This is a genomic window from Flagellimonas alvinocaridis (assembly GCF_965248585.1).
Lineage (GTDB): Bacteria > Bacteroidota > Bacteroidia > Flavobacteriales > Flavobacteriaceae > Flagellimonas > Flagellimonas alvinocaridis.
Window position 1 is genome coordinate 177862 of record NZ_OZ252111.1, and the last position, 18025, is coordinate 195886.

15 protein-coding genes are annotated in these 18025 nt (G+C 43.0%); 5 read left to right on the forward strand and 10 right to left on the reverse strand.

Annotated features, from left to right (window positions below; genetic code table 11):
* Nucleotides 1–32 precede the first annotated feature (32 nt).
* Together ACP14V_RS00755 and ACP14V_RS00760 are read right to left on the reverse strand one after the other, a co-directional pair.
* Complete coding sequence (locus tag ACP14V_RS00755) at nt 33–548, reverse strand: GNAT family N-acetyltransferase (RefSeq protein ID WP_272609178.1); 516 nt, start codon at nt 546–548, stop codon at nt 33–35.
* The gene (locus tag ACP14V_RS00760; protein WP_272609179.1) at nt 517–765 is read right to left on the reverse strand and encodes a hypothetical protein; all 249 of its coding nucleotides are present in this window, start codon (nt 763–765) and stop codon (nt 517–519) included. Before ACP14V_RS00760 ends, ACP14V_RS00755 begins: the two co-directional genes overlap by 32 nt.
* A gap of 87 nt (nt 766–852) precedes the next feature.
* Here ACP14V_RS00760 and ACP14V_RS00765 point away from each other — a divergent pair, with 87 nt between their 5' ends.
* Both ACP14V_RS00765 and ACP14V_RS00770 read left to right on the forward strand, forming a co-directional pair.
* The gene (locus ACP14V_RS00765; RefSeq protein WP_272609180.1) at nt 853–1227 is read left to right on the forward strand and encodes a winged helix-turn-helix transcriptional regulator; all 375 of its coding nucleotides are present in this window, start codon (nt 853–855) and stop codon (nt 1225–1227) included.
* Nucleotides 1228–1329: 102 nt separating this feature from the next.
* Complete coding sequence (locus tag ACP14V_RS00770) at nt 1330–2040, forward strand: SDR family oxidoreductase (protein WP_272609181.1); 711 nt, start codon at nt 1330–1332, stop codon at nt 2038–2040.
* On the opposite strand, the gene ACP14V_RS00775 is transcribed toward ACP14V_RS00770, so the two are convergent.
* From ACP14V_RS00775 to ACP14V_RS00790, 4 genes are all read right to left on the reverse strand, one after another.
* Complete coding sequence (locus ACP14V_RS00775; RefSeq protein WP_272609182.1) at nt 2041–4770, reverse strand: PD-(D/E)XK nuclease family protein; 2730 nt, start codon at nt 4768–4770, stop codon at nt 2041–2043. It abuts the gene before it with no gap.
* A 70-nt stretch (nt 4771–4840) separates the two neighbouring features.
* Nucleotides 4841–6199 (reverse strand): OmpA family protein, encoded by a 1359-nt coding sequence (locus ACP14V_RS00780; protein ID WP_136565160.1) that lies wholly within the window; start codon nt 6197–6199, stop codon nt 4841–4843.
* 113 nt (nt 6200–6312) lie between these two features.
* Nucleotides 6313–7506 carry a glycine C-acetyltransferase gene (gene kbl / locus ACP14V_RS00785; protein WP_272609183.1) on the reverse strand — a complete coding sequence of 398 codons (1194 nt, stop codon included), beginning with the start codon at nt 7504–7506 and terminating at the stop codon, nt 6313–6315.
* 9 nt (nt 7507–7515) lie between these two features.
* Nucleotides 7516–10629, reverse strand: coding sequence for a UvrD-helicase domain-containing protein (locus ACP14V_RS00790; protein ID WP_272609184.1), 3114 nt, complete (start codon nt 10627–10629; stop codon nt 7516–7518).
* A 118-nt stretch (nt 10630–10747) separates the two neighbouring features.
* Between ACP14V_RS00790 and ACP14V_RS00795 the strand changes: the two genes are divergently transcribed.
* Nucleotides 10748–11356 carry a superoxide dismutase gene (locus ACP14V_RS00795; protein WP_272609185.1) on the forward strand — a complete coding sequence of 203 codons (609 nt, stop codon included), beginning with the start codon at nt 10748–10750 and terminating at the stop codon, nt 11354–11356.
* A gap of 672 nt (nt 11357–12028) precedes the next feature.
* Here the strand turns inward: ACP14V_RS00795 and ACP14V_RS00800 are convergent.
* From ACP14V_RS00800 to ACP14V_RS00815, 4 genes are all read right to left on the reverse strand, one after another.
* Nucleotides 12029–13927: an amidophosphoribosyltransferase gene (locus tag ACP14V_RS00800; RefSeq protein ID WP_272609186.1), complete on the reverse strand. Its 1899-nt coding sequence runs from the start codon at nt 13925–13927 to the stop codon at nt 12029–12031.
* A gap of 44 nt (nt 13928–13971) precedes the next feature.
* A complete protein-coding gene (locus ACP14V_RS00805) occupies nt 13972–14898 on the reverse strand; it encodes a PfkB family carbohydrate kinase (protein ID WP_272609187.1) in 927 nt (308 codons plus the stop codon).
* Nucleotides 14899–15078: 180 nt separating this feature from the next.
* Complete coding sequence (locus ACP14V_RS00810; protein ID WP_272609188.1) at nt 15079–15714, reverse strand: ribonuclease H family protein; 636 nt, start codon at nt 15712–15714, stop codon at nt 15079–15081.
* A complete protein-coding gene (locus ACP14V_RS00815; RefSeq protein WP_272609189.1) occupies nt 15714–16277 on the reverse strand; it encodes a phosphoribosylglycinamide formyltransferase in 564 nt (187 codons plus the stop codon). The genes ACP14V_RS00810 and ACP14V_RS00815 overlap by 1 nt, the downstream gene beginning before the upstream one ends.
* A 161-nt stretch (nt 16278–16438) precedes the next feature.
* Here ACP14V_RS00815 and ACP14V_RS00820 point away from each other — a divergent pair, with 161 nt between their 5' ends.
* Both ACP14V_RS00820 and fabF read left to right on the forward strand, forming a co-directional pair.
* The gene (locus ACP14V_RS00820) at nt 16439–16672 is read left to right on the forward strand and encodes an acyl carrier protein (RefSeq protein WP_009778413.1); all 234 of its coding nucleotides are present in this window, start codon (nt 16439–16441) and stop codon (nt 16670–16672) included.
* A gap of 100 nt (nt 16673–16772) precedes the next feature.
* Complete coding sequence (gene fabF, locus ACP14V_RS00825; protein WP_136565168.1) at nt 16773–18023, forward strand: beta-ketoacyl-ACP synthase II; 1251 nt, start codon at nt 16773–16775, stop codon at nt 18021–18023.
* The last annotated feature ends 2 nt before the right edge of the window (nt 18024–18025 follow it).

Below are 18025 nucleotides of genomic sequence, written 5' to 3' on the forward strand. Positions count from 1 at the left end.
TGGTGTGGGGGTGTGGCTGCTCCTATTGCTTTCTAAAGCTTTTTGGCCATGGCACTAAAACCAAATTTTTCCTTTCCTATCTGAAAATCATGGGTTCCTATAGGCGCAAAGTCATTTTTTTTATAAAATGCAATAGCCCTTGTGTTGGTGTTGAGAACGGATAGCCAGATGGTTTCAAAATCTCTGTTCCGGGCTTCATCTATAAGCGCTGTCTGTAATTCCAGACCAATTTTTTTGGACAAAAAATCTTTAAGGACATATATCTTTTGTAGCTGACAGGTTTTATTTGAAGGTAAAAAGGGGGAGTGGGAATCCAGTTTCAATTTGGCATAGCCTACGGGCAGTTTATCGTAAAAAGCGATCCAAAAAACATTGGCTTTCTTTTGCAGACTGCTTTCCATCTTGCTTACGGAAAAGGTTCTCTGGTGGTACGCCAGCAGGTCATTTTTGTCCGTGAACAGATGGCCAAAGGTTTCATTGAAAGTGATTCGACCAAGAAGGGCAATCATTGGGGCATCACTCTTTGTGGCAAGGCGTATGTTCAGCATTGTTGATGGTTTTTATGTGTTTTAAGCGATATAAATGAAGGATCACTGCAATAGTACAACCAATTACAATGGGCATGGCCGAAATAAGAAAGCCGTATATAATATAGATGAAATTGGCCATTGCCGAGAAAAGCCGCAACCGATATTCGCCTTTGGTATACATGGAGTAAAGGTTCAGTGCCAAGCCCATGTACCCTATCATGTCGTAAACATTCATTTAAACTATACTTTTTATAGTACAAAGCTATTTTTATTATTTTTGATAACCAATAACTGTCAAGGTTGATAGTATAAAACGGTTGCCATGATCTTGGACAATGAAAAAAAGGTATATCAAGTCGGGGATGCGATTTTTCATTGTGGTACCGCTGTAGGGTTCCACTTTATTGGCGGAAAATGGAAGTCAATCATACTTTGGTATCTGCGTAGGGGGAAATTGCGCTTTTCTGAAATAAAACAGCTGATACCCGATATTACCGATAAAATGCTGAGCATTCAGTTGACAGCACTCGTAAACGATGGGCTTGTACTGCGAAAAAAGCATGGTGCGAAACCGCCGTTCAAGGTTGAATATTCCCTAACTGAATTGGGCGATAGTTTGCTTCCCATCATTCAAAAGATTACGGAGTGGGGCATTGCATATGCCGAAAGCAACGGCAAACTGATTACGGTTGACTAGCTTGGATTGTTATTCTGCTTCAAAAACTTTACCATCCTTTTAGGATGGTTTTTTTGTTTTTGCCCATTTCCTTTGTGAACTTTAGGGGATAAAAAAATCAATATGGACTTAGAAGGAAAAGTAGCCTACATCACAGGAGGCACCAAAGGAATAGGGTTGGGCATTGCCAAGAGCCTTTTGCAACAGGGCATGAAAGTGGCCATAAGTGGACGGAACCGGGAAGGTGTCAACGAAGCCGTAAACCAACTTAATGCGGGCACCAATGTTTTGGGCGTGGTTTCGGACGTGGTTGAATTACAGGATGAAATAGATGCTGTTGCACATATTCTAAAAACATGGAAGCGATTGGATGTGGTCATGGCCAATGCAGGGGTGGGCCATTTTGCACCCATAGACGAAATGAAGCCCGAAGATTGGAGCCAAATGATCAACACCAACCTGAACGGGGTTTTCCATACGCTAAAGGCTTCGGTAGAGGCCCTAAAACTAACCGAAGGTTATTATATGACCTTGGCCAGCTTGGCCGGGACCAACTTTTTTGCCACCGCAGCGGGCTACAATGCCACCAAATTTGGCGTAGTGGGCTTTACGCAGGCCGCCATGCTGGATTTGAGGCAATACAACATCAAGGTCACCACGATTATGCCGGGATCGGTGGCGAGTCATTTCAACGACCACGAACCCTCGGAGAAGGACGCTTGGAAAATCCAACCAGAAGATATTGGGAAGTTGGTGGTGGATCTACTCACCATGCACCCTAGAACACTGCCCAGCAAGATAGAGGTACGACCCACCCGCCCCGATTTAAAATAATTAAACGGGCTTTTCGGTCAGCGGAATCTGCGTGGAGCAGATTTCCTTGATGAGTTGTTCCAGATAGCGGTTAAATGTTTCCAGCACCTTGGCGTCGATCAAGGGGTTTTTGTCCTCGGTAAAAGGGAAAAATCCCTGTCCAAGGTTTTTAAAGGAATAGATGCCTGCGTGCAAGGGTTGTTCCCCGTGTTTTTTGGTGTACAGCAGGGCGTAGCACAGCAATTGGAACGCCTTGCTCTTGTCGTAATTGGTGATGAGTTCCTCCCAATCCGTAATTTTTACGTTTTTGGGTTCCACCTTTCCAGTCTTGTAGTCCACCACCCGGACAATGCCGTCTACTTGGTCCACACGGTCCAGGGTCCCTTTCAATTTTATGGGGAAGTCCAGACCGGGTACTTGCAGTTGGCACTCGTAACGTTCTTCCAGAGCGAGGAGTTTTACCTCATGCCTCTGGAGTTGTTGCAGTTCCAAACCGATGAAGTTTTCCAGATATTTTCCGATGACGTTGTAAACCAGAAGATATTTTCCTTTGGAAACATCGACCCCTGATAGGTTTTTATTGAAATGTCGCTGCACCGTTTGGGCGATGTGCGGTTTTATGGCGGATACGTTTTCCTTGGTGAGCACTTGCCCCAATAAAGGCTGGTATAGGTCCTCCAGACTGTCGTGCACAATGGTCCCGAAGGTGTTGGCAGCGATGTTCTCTTCCACTTCCTCCACATCGTTGATTTTTAAAATATTACGGGTGTAAAAATCGATGGGGTTTCTAATGTAATTGGTCAGGGAGGTTGGGGAAAAACCGTTTTCGGCAAAAGCCACGATATCCCTGTGCAGTTGCTCACCCTTGGTAATCTGCAAGAGGGTTTCTGCCTTGATCTGGGTCTGCGGCGTGCTTATGCGGTGGGTCACAAAAGGGGCCACGTCCTTGTCGGTAAGCAATTGCGAGACCAGTCTACTTTTTTCGCCACCTTCCAAGACGTCGGGTTCTGTGTTGTAGATGACGAACACGTTTTTGGCGCGTTGAATGAGTCGATAGAAGTGGTAGGTGTAAATTGCGTCTTTTTCCTTGTAGGTGGGCAGGCCGTAATCCCGTTTTACATCGAAGGGAACAAAGGAGTTGTTGGATTTTCCCGAAGGCAGGATTCCCTCATTGACCGAGGTAATGATGACCGTTTCATAATCCAAGTTTCGGCTTTCCAACATTCCCATGATCTGTAGGCCCGTCAACGGTTCTCCAACAAAATCCAGGTTTTCCATGTTTGTCAATTGCTTGAACAGGCTTTTGATGGATCGAAGTTCTTTAATTTGCCCCAATTTGTCCAAGTGCTGCTTCAATTGGTTGAAGAGCGTGTAAAAGCGGAATAGCTGTTCCAGTTCCAATGAATTTTTCTCTTTTTGGAATAGCGTTTTTAAACGGAGGGTGAGCAAAAGACAGCAATCTACCCACTGTACTGGGCTGATTGCTGTGCTGGGGAAAATAATCTTTAGGATTTCGGAGGCAACGGCATAGTTGGACAAGGCGTTGTAATCCAAGTACAACCAATTGTTCTGTTTGATGTCGTTGGAGATTACCTTGGCAAAATCCAATGGTTGGTCTTTGGACAATGCCGAGGTATAGGGATTAGAGAGGAATTCCAAAACATTCTTGTAGAGCCATCCCCGTTCCGATACAGTGCTGCTTAGGTCCAAAAAACTCAGGTAAAAGGAGTGGAGCACGGTTTTGTCCAACGGTAGCCCCATGGTAATATTGGTGCTCTCAATGGCGGCTGGAACAGCTTTGAGCATGGGTGTAAGGAGGGTTTCATCGGCCAGTACCACTGCGGTCTTTGCGAGATCAATTTCCTTGCTGTCATTTAAATTTTGCAACAACTGTCCCACATATTTGGTCTGCGAGATACTTTTTGGAACCCCGGTTATTTCGATTCTTTTGGAAGCGAGAAAATGGTCTTGGGGCTCTATGGTGCCTTTATTTTTGTAATAGGGCCACTCCCGCTGGTATTTTCTGATGAAAAGTCCGGCGTCATGGATAGGGTCGTTCAAGAAATGGGTGTCAATGTCCCAATAGATGAGTCCATTTCCCTGTTCCAAGAAATATTGGACAATGGTGGATTCTGCATTGTTCAGGGCATTGAAGCCCACAAAGACTGTAGGATAGCTTTTGTGCGCTGTACCGTAATCTTCCAATTTATCCACTGCAATTCTGGACATGAGTCCTTGGTAGCCTCGTAGCTGTTCCAACAAGGTTTTGGTGAAGCCATTGTAAAGAGACTCCAAATTATTCCACAGTTGCAGATAGTTTTTAACGAGCTCGGTTTTCTCTTTCTGTAGGGACCAGTGGTTGAGTTCCTTGATAGCTGACAGATAATTGAGGATATCCTTGGGAGGAATTAGATAGCCGTCTATTTCATCAAAATCCTGCAAGAGAACCTGCCCCCATTTCATGAAGGTTGGAAAGTCATCGTGTTCTTCTAGGTTCGATTTTTGGTAAACTTCAAAGAGAGTCAGGAGTAGCTCTAGGTTTGGAGCCCTGTCCATTCCGGAAATGTCCGCGATAAAGTCCTGGATGGAAAAAATCTTCGGGACGAAGGTGTTTTGTTGCAGTCTTTGTGAAATGAACTTTTTTAAAAAAGTCCCCGATCGTTTACTTGGGAGTACAAAGGTACATTGGGAAGGATTGATGCCCTTCTCTCGCAAGCGGTCCAATACGTGTTCCAGAAAACTTTGTTGCATGGACTAAAAATAAAAAAGGCCCCCGAATTATCGGGAGCCTTTTTGAAAAGAAAACTAAGTTTCTATTTCATTATTTTACCAAGTTGATTTCAACTCGTCTGTTTTGTGCTCTACCAGCTCTTGTGTTGTTAGTGGCGATAGGCTTAGCCTCACCGTAACCGATAGCAGTCAATCTTGAAGAAGAGATTCCTTTGTCGATCAAAAAGTCACGTACAGAGTTAGCTCTTTTCTCAGAAAGCTCTTGGTTCAATTTCTCGCTACCAACGCTGTCAGTATGTCCTTCAACAGTAAATTTAGCAGTTGGGTACTCGTTCAAGATTTGGATGATGTCAACCATTACAGTAGTAGATTCTGCTTTGATGGAAGCCTTACCAGTATCGAACAAGATAGTTCTAGCGTAGTCGTTCAATTGTTTCTGAACTTCTTCAGTTACTTCAGGGCAACCGTTGTTAGCAACAGTACCAGCAACATCTGGGCATTGATCATCTTTGTCAAGAACACCGTCACCGTCAGTATCAGGCCATGGGCATCCTTTGTTTTCAGCAGGACCAGCTTCGTTAGGACAAGCATCGTCTTTATCGGCAACACCGTCACCGTCAGCATCAGGACATCCAGCTAGAGCAGGAAGACCAGCAGTGTTAGGACAAGCGTCATCTTTATCGGCAACTCCATCACCATCAGCATCAGGACAACCGTTCATTTCTTTGGAACCAGCTTCGTTAGGGCAGCTATCTTTAGAATCTTCGATACCATCACCATCAGAATCAGGACAACCGTTGAAAGCTTCCAAACCAGCAACTTCTGGACAAGCATCGTCTTTGTCGTAGATACCATCACCGTCAGTGTCAGTACCACCAAATTTAATGCTAATACCAGCCAAGTGTTGGAAATGCTTAACCAAGTAATCTTCGAAAGCATGCTTGTACTGGGTCTGTAGTGTAAGACCGATGTTTTCAGAGAACCAGATGTTGATACCAACACCACCGTTAACGGTACCAGCTCCGATTTCATCAACCCAAGTATAACCACCACCGATCTCAGCAAAAGGATCAATTGTAGTGTTTTTTAGGAAGTTGTACTTAATGGTACCATCTACAGCATAGTGAGAAAGGTCATCCACAGAGGTGTCACCAATTTTCTCGATTCTGTTCAAGGAACCACGTACACCTAGAGAGAAACCATCACCGATGTACTTGGAAACTCCAACATAAGAAACGGAAGGCAAAATGTTCCAATGGTCTGAAACATTAAAGTACTCATCAAACAAAGTAGTACTTGAAAATGGGTTATTCTCGTCATTGGTTGGATAAGCGTCTATAGCATTCACTCCAAAACTGATCTGCCATGGATTATTCTCGTCTTGCGCTTGTATGTTGTTGATCCCTACAAACACAAGGGCAACAACCAATAATTTGCTAAGATGTTTCATGCTCAAAATTTTAAGTTTAAGTGTTTATCAGCTGCAAATGTAAGTTGTTAAGAACTATTAACAAAATCAATTTTTCTTTTTTTTTAACGTATTACGTAGAACTTTTTATACAGTTAAACGATTTTTAGTGCCTTTCCCACTTTGGTGAATGCATTTATGGCACGATCTAAATGATGTTTTTCATGGGCTGCGGAGAGTTGTACCCTGATTCTTGCCTTGCCTTTGGGAACAACCGGATAGAAAAATCCGATGACATAAATACCTTCTTCGAGGAGCATATCTGCCATCTGTTGGGAAAGTTTGGCATCGTAGAGCATTACGGGCACAATGGCAGAATCCCCATCTATAATATCAAAACCGGCATCTTTCATTCCCTTTTTAAAGTATTCTGTATTGGTCTGGAGCTTATCCCTGAGGGAAGTGTCCTTATCCAGCATTTCAAATACTTTAATGGAAGCCCCCACTATGGCCGGCGCCAAGGAGTTGGAAAAAAGATAGGGTCTGGACCGTTGTCTCAGCATTTCAATGATTTCTTTTTTGCCTGTGGTGTAGCCGCCCATGGCACCACCCAATGCTTTGCCAAGGGTTCCGGTGATAATGTCTATTCGGTCCAGTACACCTTTTTCCTCCAACGTACCCCTTCCGGTCTCCCCAATAAAACCTGCAGCATGGCATTCATCTATCATTACGAGGGCGTCATATTTATCGGCCAAATCACAAATCTTGTCCAAAGGTGCCAAAAGGCCATCCATGGAAAAGACTCCATCAGTGACAATGATCTTGAACCGGGAGCCATCTGCAATGCTTTGCTTTAACTGTTGTTCCAAATCGGCCATATCGTTGTTGGCATACCTATAACGTTTGGCTTTGCACAAACGAACACCATCTATGATGGAGGCATGGTTCAACGAATCGGAGATTATGGCATCCTCGGCGGTCAGCAATGGTTCAAACACCCCTCCGTTGGCATCAAAGGCAGCGGCATATAATATGGTGTCTTCCGTACCGTAAAAATTTGCAATTTTCTGTTCCAAAGTTTTGTGGATATCCTGTGTGCCGCAGATAAACCGAACAGACGACATTCCAAAACCATGGGTATCCATGGCATCCTTTGCAGCTTGGATCACATCGGGATGGGAAGAAAGCCCCAAATAATTATTGGCGCAAAAGTTTATGACCTCCTGTCCTGTTGAAATGGTAATGGCAGCCCCTTGAGGAGAGGTGATTATACGCTCTTTTTTAAACAGACCCGCTTCCTGTATGTTTTCCAGTTCTTGGGCCAAATGTTCTTTGATTTTTCCGTACATGATTGTTGATTAAATGAATATGGGGTTTATTTCGTGGTCTATATATACAATAATATTATGGTCTACTTTATAGCCCATTGCACTCAGGGCATCTCCATATTGTACTATTTGTTCCTTATGTGATGGTGAAGGCTTTCCTGTCTTGTAATCAATCACCGTGGCTTGATCACCTAAAATTGCGATACGGTCTGGGCGCAATGATAGGCCATTGACGGTCAGGATTTCCTGTTCGTTCCAAATCTCATATGGGGCGGAAAAGTACGCCTTTAGATTTGGATGCCCTACAACCTGCATTAGTTTTTGTTGAATTTCGCCCGCGGCATCTTTTTGAAAGTGTCCTGCCAGTTGAAGCTTTTCAACCACGGGCAGAATATCTTCTCGAGTCTTTATCTGACTCAGGGCATAATGTATAAGGTTTCCAGCCTCAATGGCCTCTAAACGGCCATCGTCCCACAACCTGCCGGAAGCAGTTGAAATACTGAAGCCAGTATCTCCCTTGGGCCTGGTAACGTAGGGGATAAAATCTGTTTCTTCTTTTGCGACATAGGTGCTTTGGTTCTCTTGGAACTCCCCAAAAGAATACAACTCCTTTTCATTTTGGTAAACCCCCAATTCTTTCAGATGCCATTGGAATAGGTCTGCATAGCTCGAAACATTTTCCATGGAGTTCATATCTTTTCCTTTTTCGGTGAACACATAAAGCCCTTTTATGGGTCTGGTAAGAGCGACATAGAGTACGTTCATGGCGTCCAAAATAGACTTCTGTTCTTCAGCCGCGTAGATTTCGGCAGCATCCAAATTGTACTCGAGCATATCTCTGTTGGTGTTGATAAGGAATTCATTTAAACCCAAATCATTTTCTGCTTGGGTGGCCGGCACCCAAGATTTTTTACCCATTTTGTTTATTCTGGAATTGGCAAAGGGAAAGATTACAAAAGGGAATTCCAGCCCCTTGGACTTGTGTACGGTCATGATCGTAACAGCATTTACGTTATCCGGTGCCGCAATCGAAAGAGAATCTTTTTTTTGCTCCCAATACTTTAAAAAGGAATAAATACTAGCTCCAATTCTTTTTTCAACCAGTAAGACTTCGTCCATTAAAAAGGTAAGATATGCCGTGGAGTCACTAGAGAGTTCAAACTGTACAATGGCGCTTTCCAAAATCGTGGATACGGACTGCCCTTTTAGTTTTTGCATGTTGAAAGCATGTTCTTCAAAAAGATAGGCTTCAATATGGTCCAAATTTTTGGAAATAATTCCATGCTTGTGCGTTTCATGCTTCGTCAAGAACAAAAGCACTTGGTATGCCGCTTCGCGATCCGCGGGATTCTCCATAATGCGCAACAAAGCCATTAAAAAGATTACAGTTTTGTTATTGTTGAGTAGGAGTGCGTCCGACGAAATAATAGGAATATGGTTTTGGGCAAGAAAGTCTGCCAAGAGCATTCCATTTTTATTGTCGCGGACCAAGATGCAGATATCCGAATAGGGATATCCTTGGGAGGTAAGGTACTGGAGAGTCTCCAAGGTTTTTAAACAGTAGGTTTCTTCTTTCTCTTCGATGCCATTTTCCAAAAAGCACAGTTGTACAAATCCGCCAGACCTATTATTGGTTTTTTGATGGCTGTCCTGTAAAAAGAGATTTTTGTACGCTTCATTTTGGAGTATGGGTGCCACCGAAGTAAAAAAGCGATTGTTGAATTGAACGATTTCGTCACAGCTCCGCCAGTTGGTTTCCAATGAACGGATGCTAGGCTCCACTACAAAGGGCGTTGATTGTCCATTTAACAGGTCCAAAAGTTGTTCGGCCCGTCCTCCCCGCCAACGATAAATGGCCTGCTTTACATCACCCACCAAGAAAAGGGAACCACGCTGGTGTTTTTCATCCTCACTTTCCAGGGCGTTCCCAATAAGTGGAATCAGATTTTCCCATTGCATTTGGGAGGTATCCTGAAATTCATCAATAAAATAATGACGGTATTTTTCACCCATCCGCTCATAGATAAAGGGAACGGGTTGGTCTTTGATTTCTTTGGAAAGAATAGCATTGAGGGACGAAATGGGGATGATGTCCCGATCCAGCTCGATATTTTTGATTTCCTTGGCAATCTCATTGAGCAAGGTCAAGGGAACCATGTTGCCATAGATGTTTTTTAAATATGTTAGTTGCCATAGATTCTTCTTTATAAGCAAGAACTGCTCTAAAATTATAGAAGATAAAGTGGATGAGTCCCTCTTATCTTTGGAGTAAAGAATCTTATTGTTTTCTCTTAAATTTTGTTCAAGTTTATTGTTGTATAATTTTCTAGCTTCAAAAACCCCCTCAGATATTTTTTTAAAATGACTGGGCAGGGTGCCGCTTGGAAAATCTGTTAACTCAAAACCCTGCCTGCCTATTTCCTCAAGGACATTTTGAGCCAGTTGTTTTGCCTTTTCCTCGATAGCCTTGCTCATGGAGGCTATTGATTTCTGAATTTCCTTAAAATCAGCAATAGACTTGGAACGCAGAGAATCTATATGTGCAGCATGGTTTTCTTGAAAAAGCAATTTTCCAATTTCCAAAAGATCATAGGCAATGTTCCAGCTTTTGTCGTCATCAATTTTTTCAAGGGAAAAAGCAATCAGCACTTCGGTAAGTTCAGTGTCGCTGCCGGCACGTTCCAGCAATCGACCAATGGCTTCTTCCAAGAGCAGATCAATATCCAGCTCCACCTCAAAATTTTGGGAAAGATGCAAATCGCGGGCAAAGGTCTTTATAATCTTGTGGTTGAACTTGTCAATGGTGGAAATCTCAAAAAACGAATAATTGTGCAGGATTCGCTTTAAAGCCCTTAGCGAGCGTTGTTGCAATTCCGTATCGTCTACTGAAAGTTCATGGCACAACTCATTAAAAAGAGATGATTGTTTTTGGGGAATGGGACTTCTGCCAAAAGCAAAGAGGTTGTCCAAGATTCGGGTTTTCATCTCATCCACAGCCTTATTGGTAAAGGTAATGGCCAAAATCTGCCTGAACTTGGAAGGAGAATCGTTGGCCAACAACAGTTTTAAGTATTCCTTGGTCAAGGCATAGGTCTTGCCGGAACCAGCCGAAGCACTGTATATTTTAAAGTTGTTGTTACCCAAGAAAACTTTTATTGCAAAATAAGAATTATCGATCTGAACTTAACACGGATTTAGATGAATATGTTTGTTAAAACCCGTATTTTTACATGAATTAGTAATAACACAAAAACAAAGAATTATGGCTTTTGAATTACCAAAATTACCGTATGCATACGATGCATTGGAACCACATATAGATGCTAGGACCATGGAAATTCACCATACCAAGCACCACAACGGTTATACCAATAATCTAAATAACGCTATTGCGGGAACAGATTTGGAAGGAAAGGACATTGAAGCTATTTTGTCCAATTTGGATATGAGCAATGGCGCAGTTCGAAATAATGGTGGAGGCTTTTACAACCACTCCCTTTTCTGGGAAGTAATGTCTCCCAACGGGGGAGGGACCCCAAGTGGCGAATTGGCCAAGGCCATTGATGCTGCTTTCGGTTCTTTTGATGGATTCAAGGAAAAGTTCGCAGCGGCAGCGGCAACACGTTTTGGCTCAGGATGGGCTTGGTTGTGCGTACACAAGGGAGGTAAACTGGAAGTTTGCTCTACTCCTAACCAAGACAACCCCATTATGCCCGGAACAGGTTGTGACGGACAGCCTATTTTAGGATTGGATGTATGGGAGCATGCATACTATTTAAACTATCAAAACAGAAGACCTGATTATATTTCTGCTTTTTTCAACGTGATCAATTGGGATAAGGTTTCCGAAAACTACGAGGCAGGAAAATAAGACTGAATTCATTATATATATTGAAAAGCCGCGCAAAATGCGCGGCTTTTTTTATTGAATGAACTAGGATGATTAGTGTAAATAGAAAAGGGCAGGAAAGCTCCTGCCCTTTTCGTCCCAAATCTTACCATAAACTTAACCTACTTATGCTATGGCGAGACTAAAATACTGGTATTGTGTAAAATAACAAAGGGTTTTGGAGAAATTTTTGCTTTTTCAACAAAAAAGAAAACGTGCAGTTCGTCGATTTTTTGGATAAATCCTTGGTTGTCAAACATAAAGAAGGCGGAGCATGCTCCGCCTTCTTTCCCCAAATCTTACCATGAACTTAACCTACTTATGCTATGGTCCTCCAAATGTACGCCAAGGGGTCTTTTGCCCAGCAAGCTTTTAGATGAAACCCACGTTAATTGGTTGAACTGCCCAACTTGTGGTTTGTACGGGCTGTTAGTAAGGAAAAGGATTACGAAACAGTGGAATCGGAAAGTATACAAAATAAAAAAGGTGGAATAGCTTCCACCTTTTTTGCCCCAAATCTTACCATGAACTTAACCTACTTATGCTATGGCAACACTAAAGTAGGTTTGACGCTTGCCCATCGTATAAAAACACGCCAATCTGCTTATTTCATCGATGAAATGCATACATGGCTTTGGTTCTGGATTGGCTTGATCAATATGCTCGTTCGTTCTTTCCTTCGAAGAAGTTGATGAATGCCCTATTTACCACGCGATTTCCTCCTGGTGTGGGGTAATCACCGGTAAAGTACCAATCACCTAGGTTTTTTGGACATGCTTCATGCAGGTTATCAACCGTCTGGTAAATAATGTCCACTTCAGCTTTTATGCCATCCGGGCTTAAGATTTCAGCAATTTTTTTGGAAATCTGCTCATCTGTAAACGGAGCATAAAATTCCTTCACATAGTTAACCACGTCCTTGTCCTTGGAAGATGTTTGCTTTAAACACTTCTCGTAAATTTCCTTAATCTTGTTCGTGGTTCCGTGGTCTTCGTGCAGAGCCTGTGCAGCTTTAAACGCAACAAAATCTTCCAATTTGGCCATATCTATCCCATAGCAATCGGGATAGCGTATCTGCGGGGCAGAAGAAACCACAATGATTTTCTTAGGGGAAAGCCGATCCAATATTTTTAGGATGCTTCGTTTTAAGGTGGTGCCCCTTACTATACTATCGTCAATAATCACAAGATTATCATCCTCCTTTACCGAACCATAGGAAATATCATAAACGTGGGCCACGAGGTCATCCCTACTTGTATCTTGGGTAATGAATGTTCGCAGTTTGGCATCTTTAATGGCCACTTTTTCAATTCGTGGTCGCACATCCAAAATTTCATGAAGCTCTTCTCCTGTTATATTGGGTCCCAAAGCCAGAATCTGCTGTTCCTTTTTCTTGTTGAGATAACTCTGTGCCTCTTTGACCATTCCAAAGAAAGAGGTTTCGGCGGTATTGGGAATATACGAGAAGACCGTATTGGTCAAATCGTCATCAATGGATTTAAGGATCTGTGGAAATACCAATTTCCCCAACATCTTTCGTTCTTGGTAGATTTCCTTATCGCTGCCCCTCGAAAAATAGATGCGCTCAAAAGAGCAGGCCTTACGTTCTGTGGGTTCCAAGATTTCCTTAACATCGACCGCACCTCCTTTTTTCACAATGACGGCATGCCCAGGATCTAGTTCCTTTATATCATCGTATTTTACGTTGAAGACCGTTTGAATCACGGGTCGTTCAGATGCCACTACAACAATCTCATCATCCTTATAATAGTAAGCAGGGCGAATGCCAGCGGGATCACGAACTACAAAAGCGTCGCCGTGTCCCAACAAACCGCCCATGGTATATCCACCATCCCAGTTTTTGGATGCTTTTCTTAAAATTTTCGCAACGTTCAATCGCTCAGCAATCAAAGGCGAAGCTTCTCTTTTGTTGTAACCCTCCTTCTTGATTTGCTTGTAGAGTTTAGCTACGGCATCGTCCAGAAAGTGGCCAATTTTCTCCATAACGGTGACCGTGTCTGCCATTTCCTTGGGATGCTGCCCGAGCTCCACCAAGTTGCCAAAGAGCTCGTCAACGTTGGTAAGGTTAAAGTTACCGGCCACAATTAGGTTTCGGTGCATCCAGTTGTTCTGCCGTAGAAAAGGGTGTACGCTCTCTATGCTATTTTTTCCGAAAGTACCATATCGTACATGCCCCATCAACAACTCTCCTATGTAGGGAATGTGCTGTTTTTGAAGCTGTACATCGTTTTCGTATTCGGGATGTTCGGCAAATGCGGTATTGATCCTTGTATTGATTTGATCAAAGATGTCCTGAATGGGCTGTTGCTGTGCAGATCGTACCCGGCTCATGTAACGCTCCCCGGCCTTCATGTCCAGCTTTATGCTCGCAAAACCGGCTCCATCTTGTCCGCGGTTATGTTGCTTCTCCATCATCAGGTACATTTTGTTGACTCCGTAAAAAGCTGTACCGTACTTTTCCTTGTAGTACTCCAGAGGTTTAAGCAAGCGGATCAGTGATATTCCGCATTCGTGCTTAATGGCATCACTCATAACAAACCAAATAAAAAAAGCCCCGAAAAATTCAGGGCGCGTATTTATGTTAATTCAATATTGAACTGTGTCAATTCCTTAAACTGCATCAAACGTGCATCCACTTCGTGTTTTTCCAACTTAACCATTCGTTCGGTCCCAAAGCGTTCCACACAAAATGAAGCGAGATTTGATCCTTGTATTATCGCATTTTTCATATTTCCAAAGGAAATGTTCCCGGTTTCGGCCAAATAACCGGAAAAACCTCCGGCAAAAGTATCGCCGGCCCCGGTGGGATCAAAAACCTCTTCCAATGGAAGGGCAGGGGCAAAGAAAATGTTCTCTTTATGGAACAACAAAGCACCGTGCTCCCCTTTTTTAATGACCACATATTTAGGACCCATTTCCTGAATTTTGGCAGCCGCCTTCACCAGAGAGTACTCTTTGGTCATCTGCCTTGCCTCTTCATCATTAATGGTGATCACATCAATCTGTTCTATAACTTCCATGAGCTCATCCCAAGTATTATCCATCCAAAAATTCATGGTGTCCAAGACGATTAACTTTGGTCGTTCTTCCATCTGATTAATTACACTCATTTGTGTGTTGGGATGTAGATTTCCCAACATGACCACATCGGCATCCTTAAAATTTTCGGGGACAACTGGGCTAAATGTGCCCAAGGTATTGAGTTCAGTGACCAGCGTGTCCCGGGAATTCAGGTCGTTGTGATAACGACCCTCCCAATAGAAGGTCTTGCCGCCTTTAACCACTTCAATTCCTGAAATGTCAATGTTTCGGTCGGTCAACAAATCCAAATATTCTTGCGGAAAATCGTCTCCTACAACGGATACAATGGCCGATTTAACTTTAAACTGAGAAGCAGCCAATCCTATGAATGGCGCAGCTCCCCCCAAAATCTTACCTGTTTTTCCAAACGGAGTCTCAATAGCATCAAAGGCCACACTTCCAACAATCAGCAATTTGCCCATTCAGTGAATTTTGGTGCAAATATACGCTTTGATATTCCATATTGGAATCATTGGCAAAGGATTTAAGAAAAAGAAGGGATATGCGCAGGATTAAGCTCAAGTTCAGGCTTCAAGAGCAAGCCCAAGTGCAAGTTTAAAAGAGAGAGTTCTAACATCTCAGGGATCATATCTGTCAAGACTTTATTTCCGACCAAAATCTGCAGGTATTTCTCCCCAAGCCTTGGTTTCCCATTTCACGATGGGCGTAGCATAACGGTTTTTTTTGAGCCAGTCCTCTGCCCGCTCAATAAGTTCAAAAAGAGTGGCGTTTTTGGAACTTTTCTTGAGTTTGGTGCCGCATTTTTTCTTTCGTACCCAGCCAATGGCAATACGGGAATCGGAATATAGAATACGGTCGCTGTTCTGTTTTTTAAGGAAGGCAAGACCGTGAACAAGTGCTAAAAACTCACCCACATTACTGGTGCCTTCAGCAAAGGGTCCTTGGTGGAACAACACTCTTTTGCTTTTGGTGTCCACTCCGCGATATTCCATTTTTCCGGGATTTCCGCTTGAAGCGGCATCTACAGCTATCGAATTGTAGTTGGGGTCGCCAATTTTTAGAAGCTCTTCTGGGGAAAGTTCGACTTTCCCTTTGGATTTCCCTTTATACTCCAAATAATTTCCATTAAAGGCCTTTTTTGCTTCGGCAAAGGTTGTGAATGATTTGTATTGAGCGCCCTTGAAACCTTCAATTTGGGCTTTGCAATCATCCCAAGACTCAAAAATACCCGGACGTTTTCCTTTCCAAACTACATAGAACTTTGCCTTTTTTGCCATTACAAAAGAAGTTTTTCTATAACCTTCGGAAAGTGTTCATATTCCAACCGATGTACTTTTTGGGCTATTACATCTACGTTGTCTTCAGGACTGATGGCGGTTTTGGCTTGAAAAATAATGGCACCCTCATCATAATGTTCGTTCACATAATGGATGGTTATGCCAGTTTCGGTCTCTAAATTCTTTTTAACGGCTTCGTGCACCTTTGCACCATACATACCCTTTCCACCATATTTGGGCAACAAGGCTGGGTGTATATTTATGACTTTATTTGGGAAGGCATCAATAATATTGGATGGGATTTTCCATAAAAACCCGGCAAGAACGACTAAATCGGCCTGCAATCCTTCAAGAAATTGTACTATGGTTTGAGAGCCTGTAAATGCTGCCCTGTTAAAGTAGAATCCGGGGATGTTCAGCCTATCGCACCGCTCCAGTACTTTAGCTGTGCTTTTATTGGTAAGCACCGCGGAAACCTCTACACTTGGGCTTTCCTTGAAGTATTTTATTATGTTTTCTGCATTTGACCCGCTGCCGGATGCCAATATAACTATTCGCTTCATTGGTAAGGAATGGAAGGGATTTTCGATTAACTTTACAGGGCTAAAGTAGTGTACTGATATTAAAGATGCTTAATTTCGGTTACATTTTATCGACAAATGGTGTATTTAAACCAAAGTTTTTTATTTTTGCCAACGATTAAATTTTTAAAACCACTATAATTATGTCAGACATTGCATCAAGAGTAAAGGCTATCATCGTTGATAAACTGGGTGTAGATGAGAATGAAGTTGTAGCTGAAGCTAGCTTTACCAACGATTTAGGAGCGGATTCCTTGGACACTGTTGAGCTTATCATGGAGTTTGAGAAAGAATTTGATATTCAAATCCCTGACGATCAAGCAGAAAACATTGCAACTGTTGGTCAAGCCATTAGCTACATAGAAGAAGCGAAGTAATTACATGATATATTACTAAAGAGTATAAATTATCCATGTGGTGGTCATCGCATGGATAATTTTTTTATAATTTAGGTTCTAAAGGGTAAAAAATAGTTCAATGCAGTTAAAGCGAGTAGTGGTTACCGGAATGGGGGCGTTGACCCCCATAGGCAACAATTTGGAAGCTTATTGGGAAGGACTACGAACCGGTAAGAGCGGTTCTGCCCCCATAACATATTTCGATACTGAGAAGTTCAAGACAAGTTTTGCCTGTGAGCTCAAAGGGTACAATCCAGAGGATTTCTTTGATAGAAAGGAAGCCCGAAAATTGGATAGGTTTGCCCAATATGCCCTTGTCTCTTCAGATGAGGCCATAGCTGATTCAGGGATAGATTTGGACAATGTGGACAAATTTAGGGTCGGTGTTGTATGGGGAGCCGGAATTGGCGGTTTGGAAACCTTCCAGAATGAAGTGATTGGCTATGCCAATGGCGATGGAACGCCAAGATTCAATCCTTTCTTTATTCCTAAGATGATTGCGGACATTGCGCCGGGAAACATCTCCATAAAGCATGGATTCATGGGGCCTAACTATACCACGGTATCCGCATGTGCTTCTTCGGCCAATGCCATGATCGATGCGCTCAATTATATTAGATTGGGCCATTGCGATGTCATTGTAACCGGAGGAAGCGAAGCAGCGGTGACCATTGCCGGTATGGGAGGATTTAACGCCATGCACGCTTTGTCAACAAGAAATGATAGCCCCGAGACAGCATCAAGACCATTTGATGCCACCCGTGACGGATTTGTACTTGGTGAAGGCGCTGGCGCCCTTATTTTGGAAGAGTACGAGCATGCCAAGGCCAGAGGAGCAAAAATCTATGCAGAGGTATTGGGTGGTGGACTCTCCAGTGATGCCTATCACATGACGGCACCACACCCTGAAGGAATCGGCGTGGTAAAGGTGATGGAAAATTGTTTGCAGAATGCCGGCCTAAAACCGGAAGATGTGGATGCCATCAACACGCACGGAACTTCTACTCCTTTGGGAGATGTAGCAGAGCTGAAGGCAATATCCAAAGTATTTGGAGACCATGCAACCAAGATAAACATTAACTCCACCAAGTCCATGACAGGGCATTTGTTGGGGGCGGCAGGGGCCATTGAGGCCATTGCGTCTATCTTGGCCATGGAACACAGCTTGGTTCCGCCAACAATCAACCATAATGTTGTAGACGAACAAATCGACCCATCGCTCAATCTGACCTTGAACAAGGCACAGAAGAGAGAGGTTAATGTGGCCATGAGCAACACTTTCGGGTTTGGTGGTCACAATGCATGTGTTTTGTTTAAAAAATTAGGGTAGTT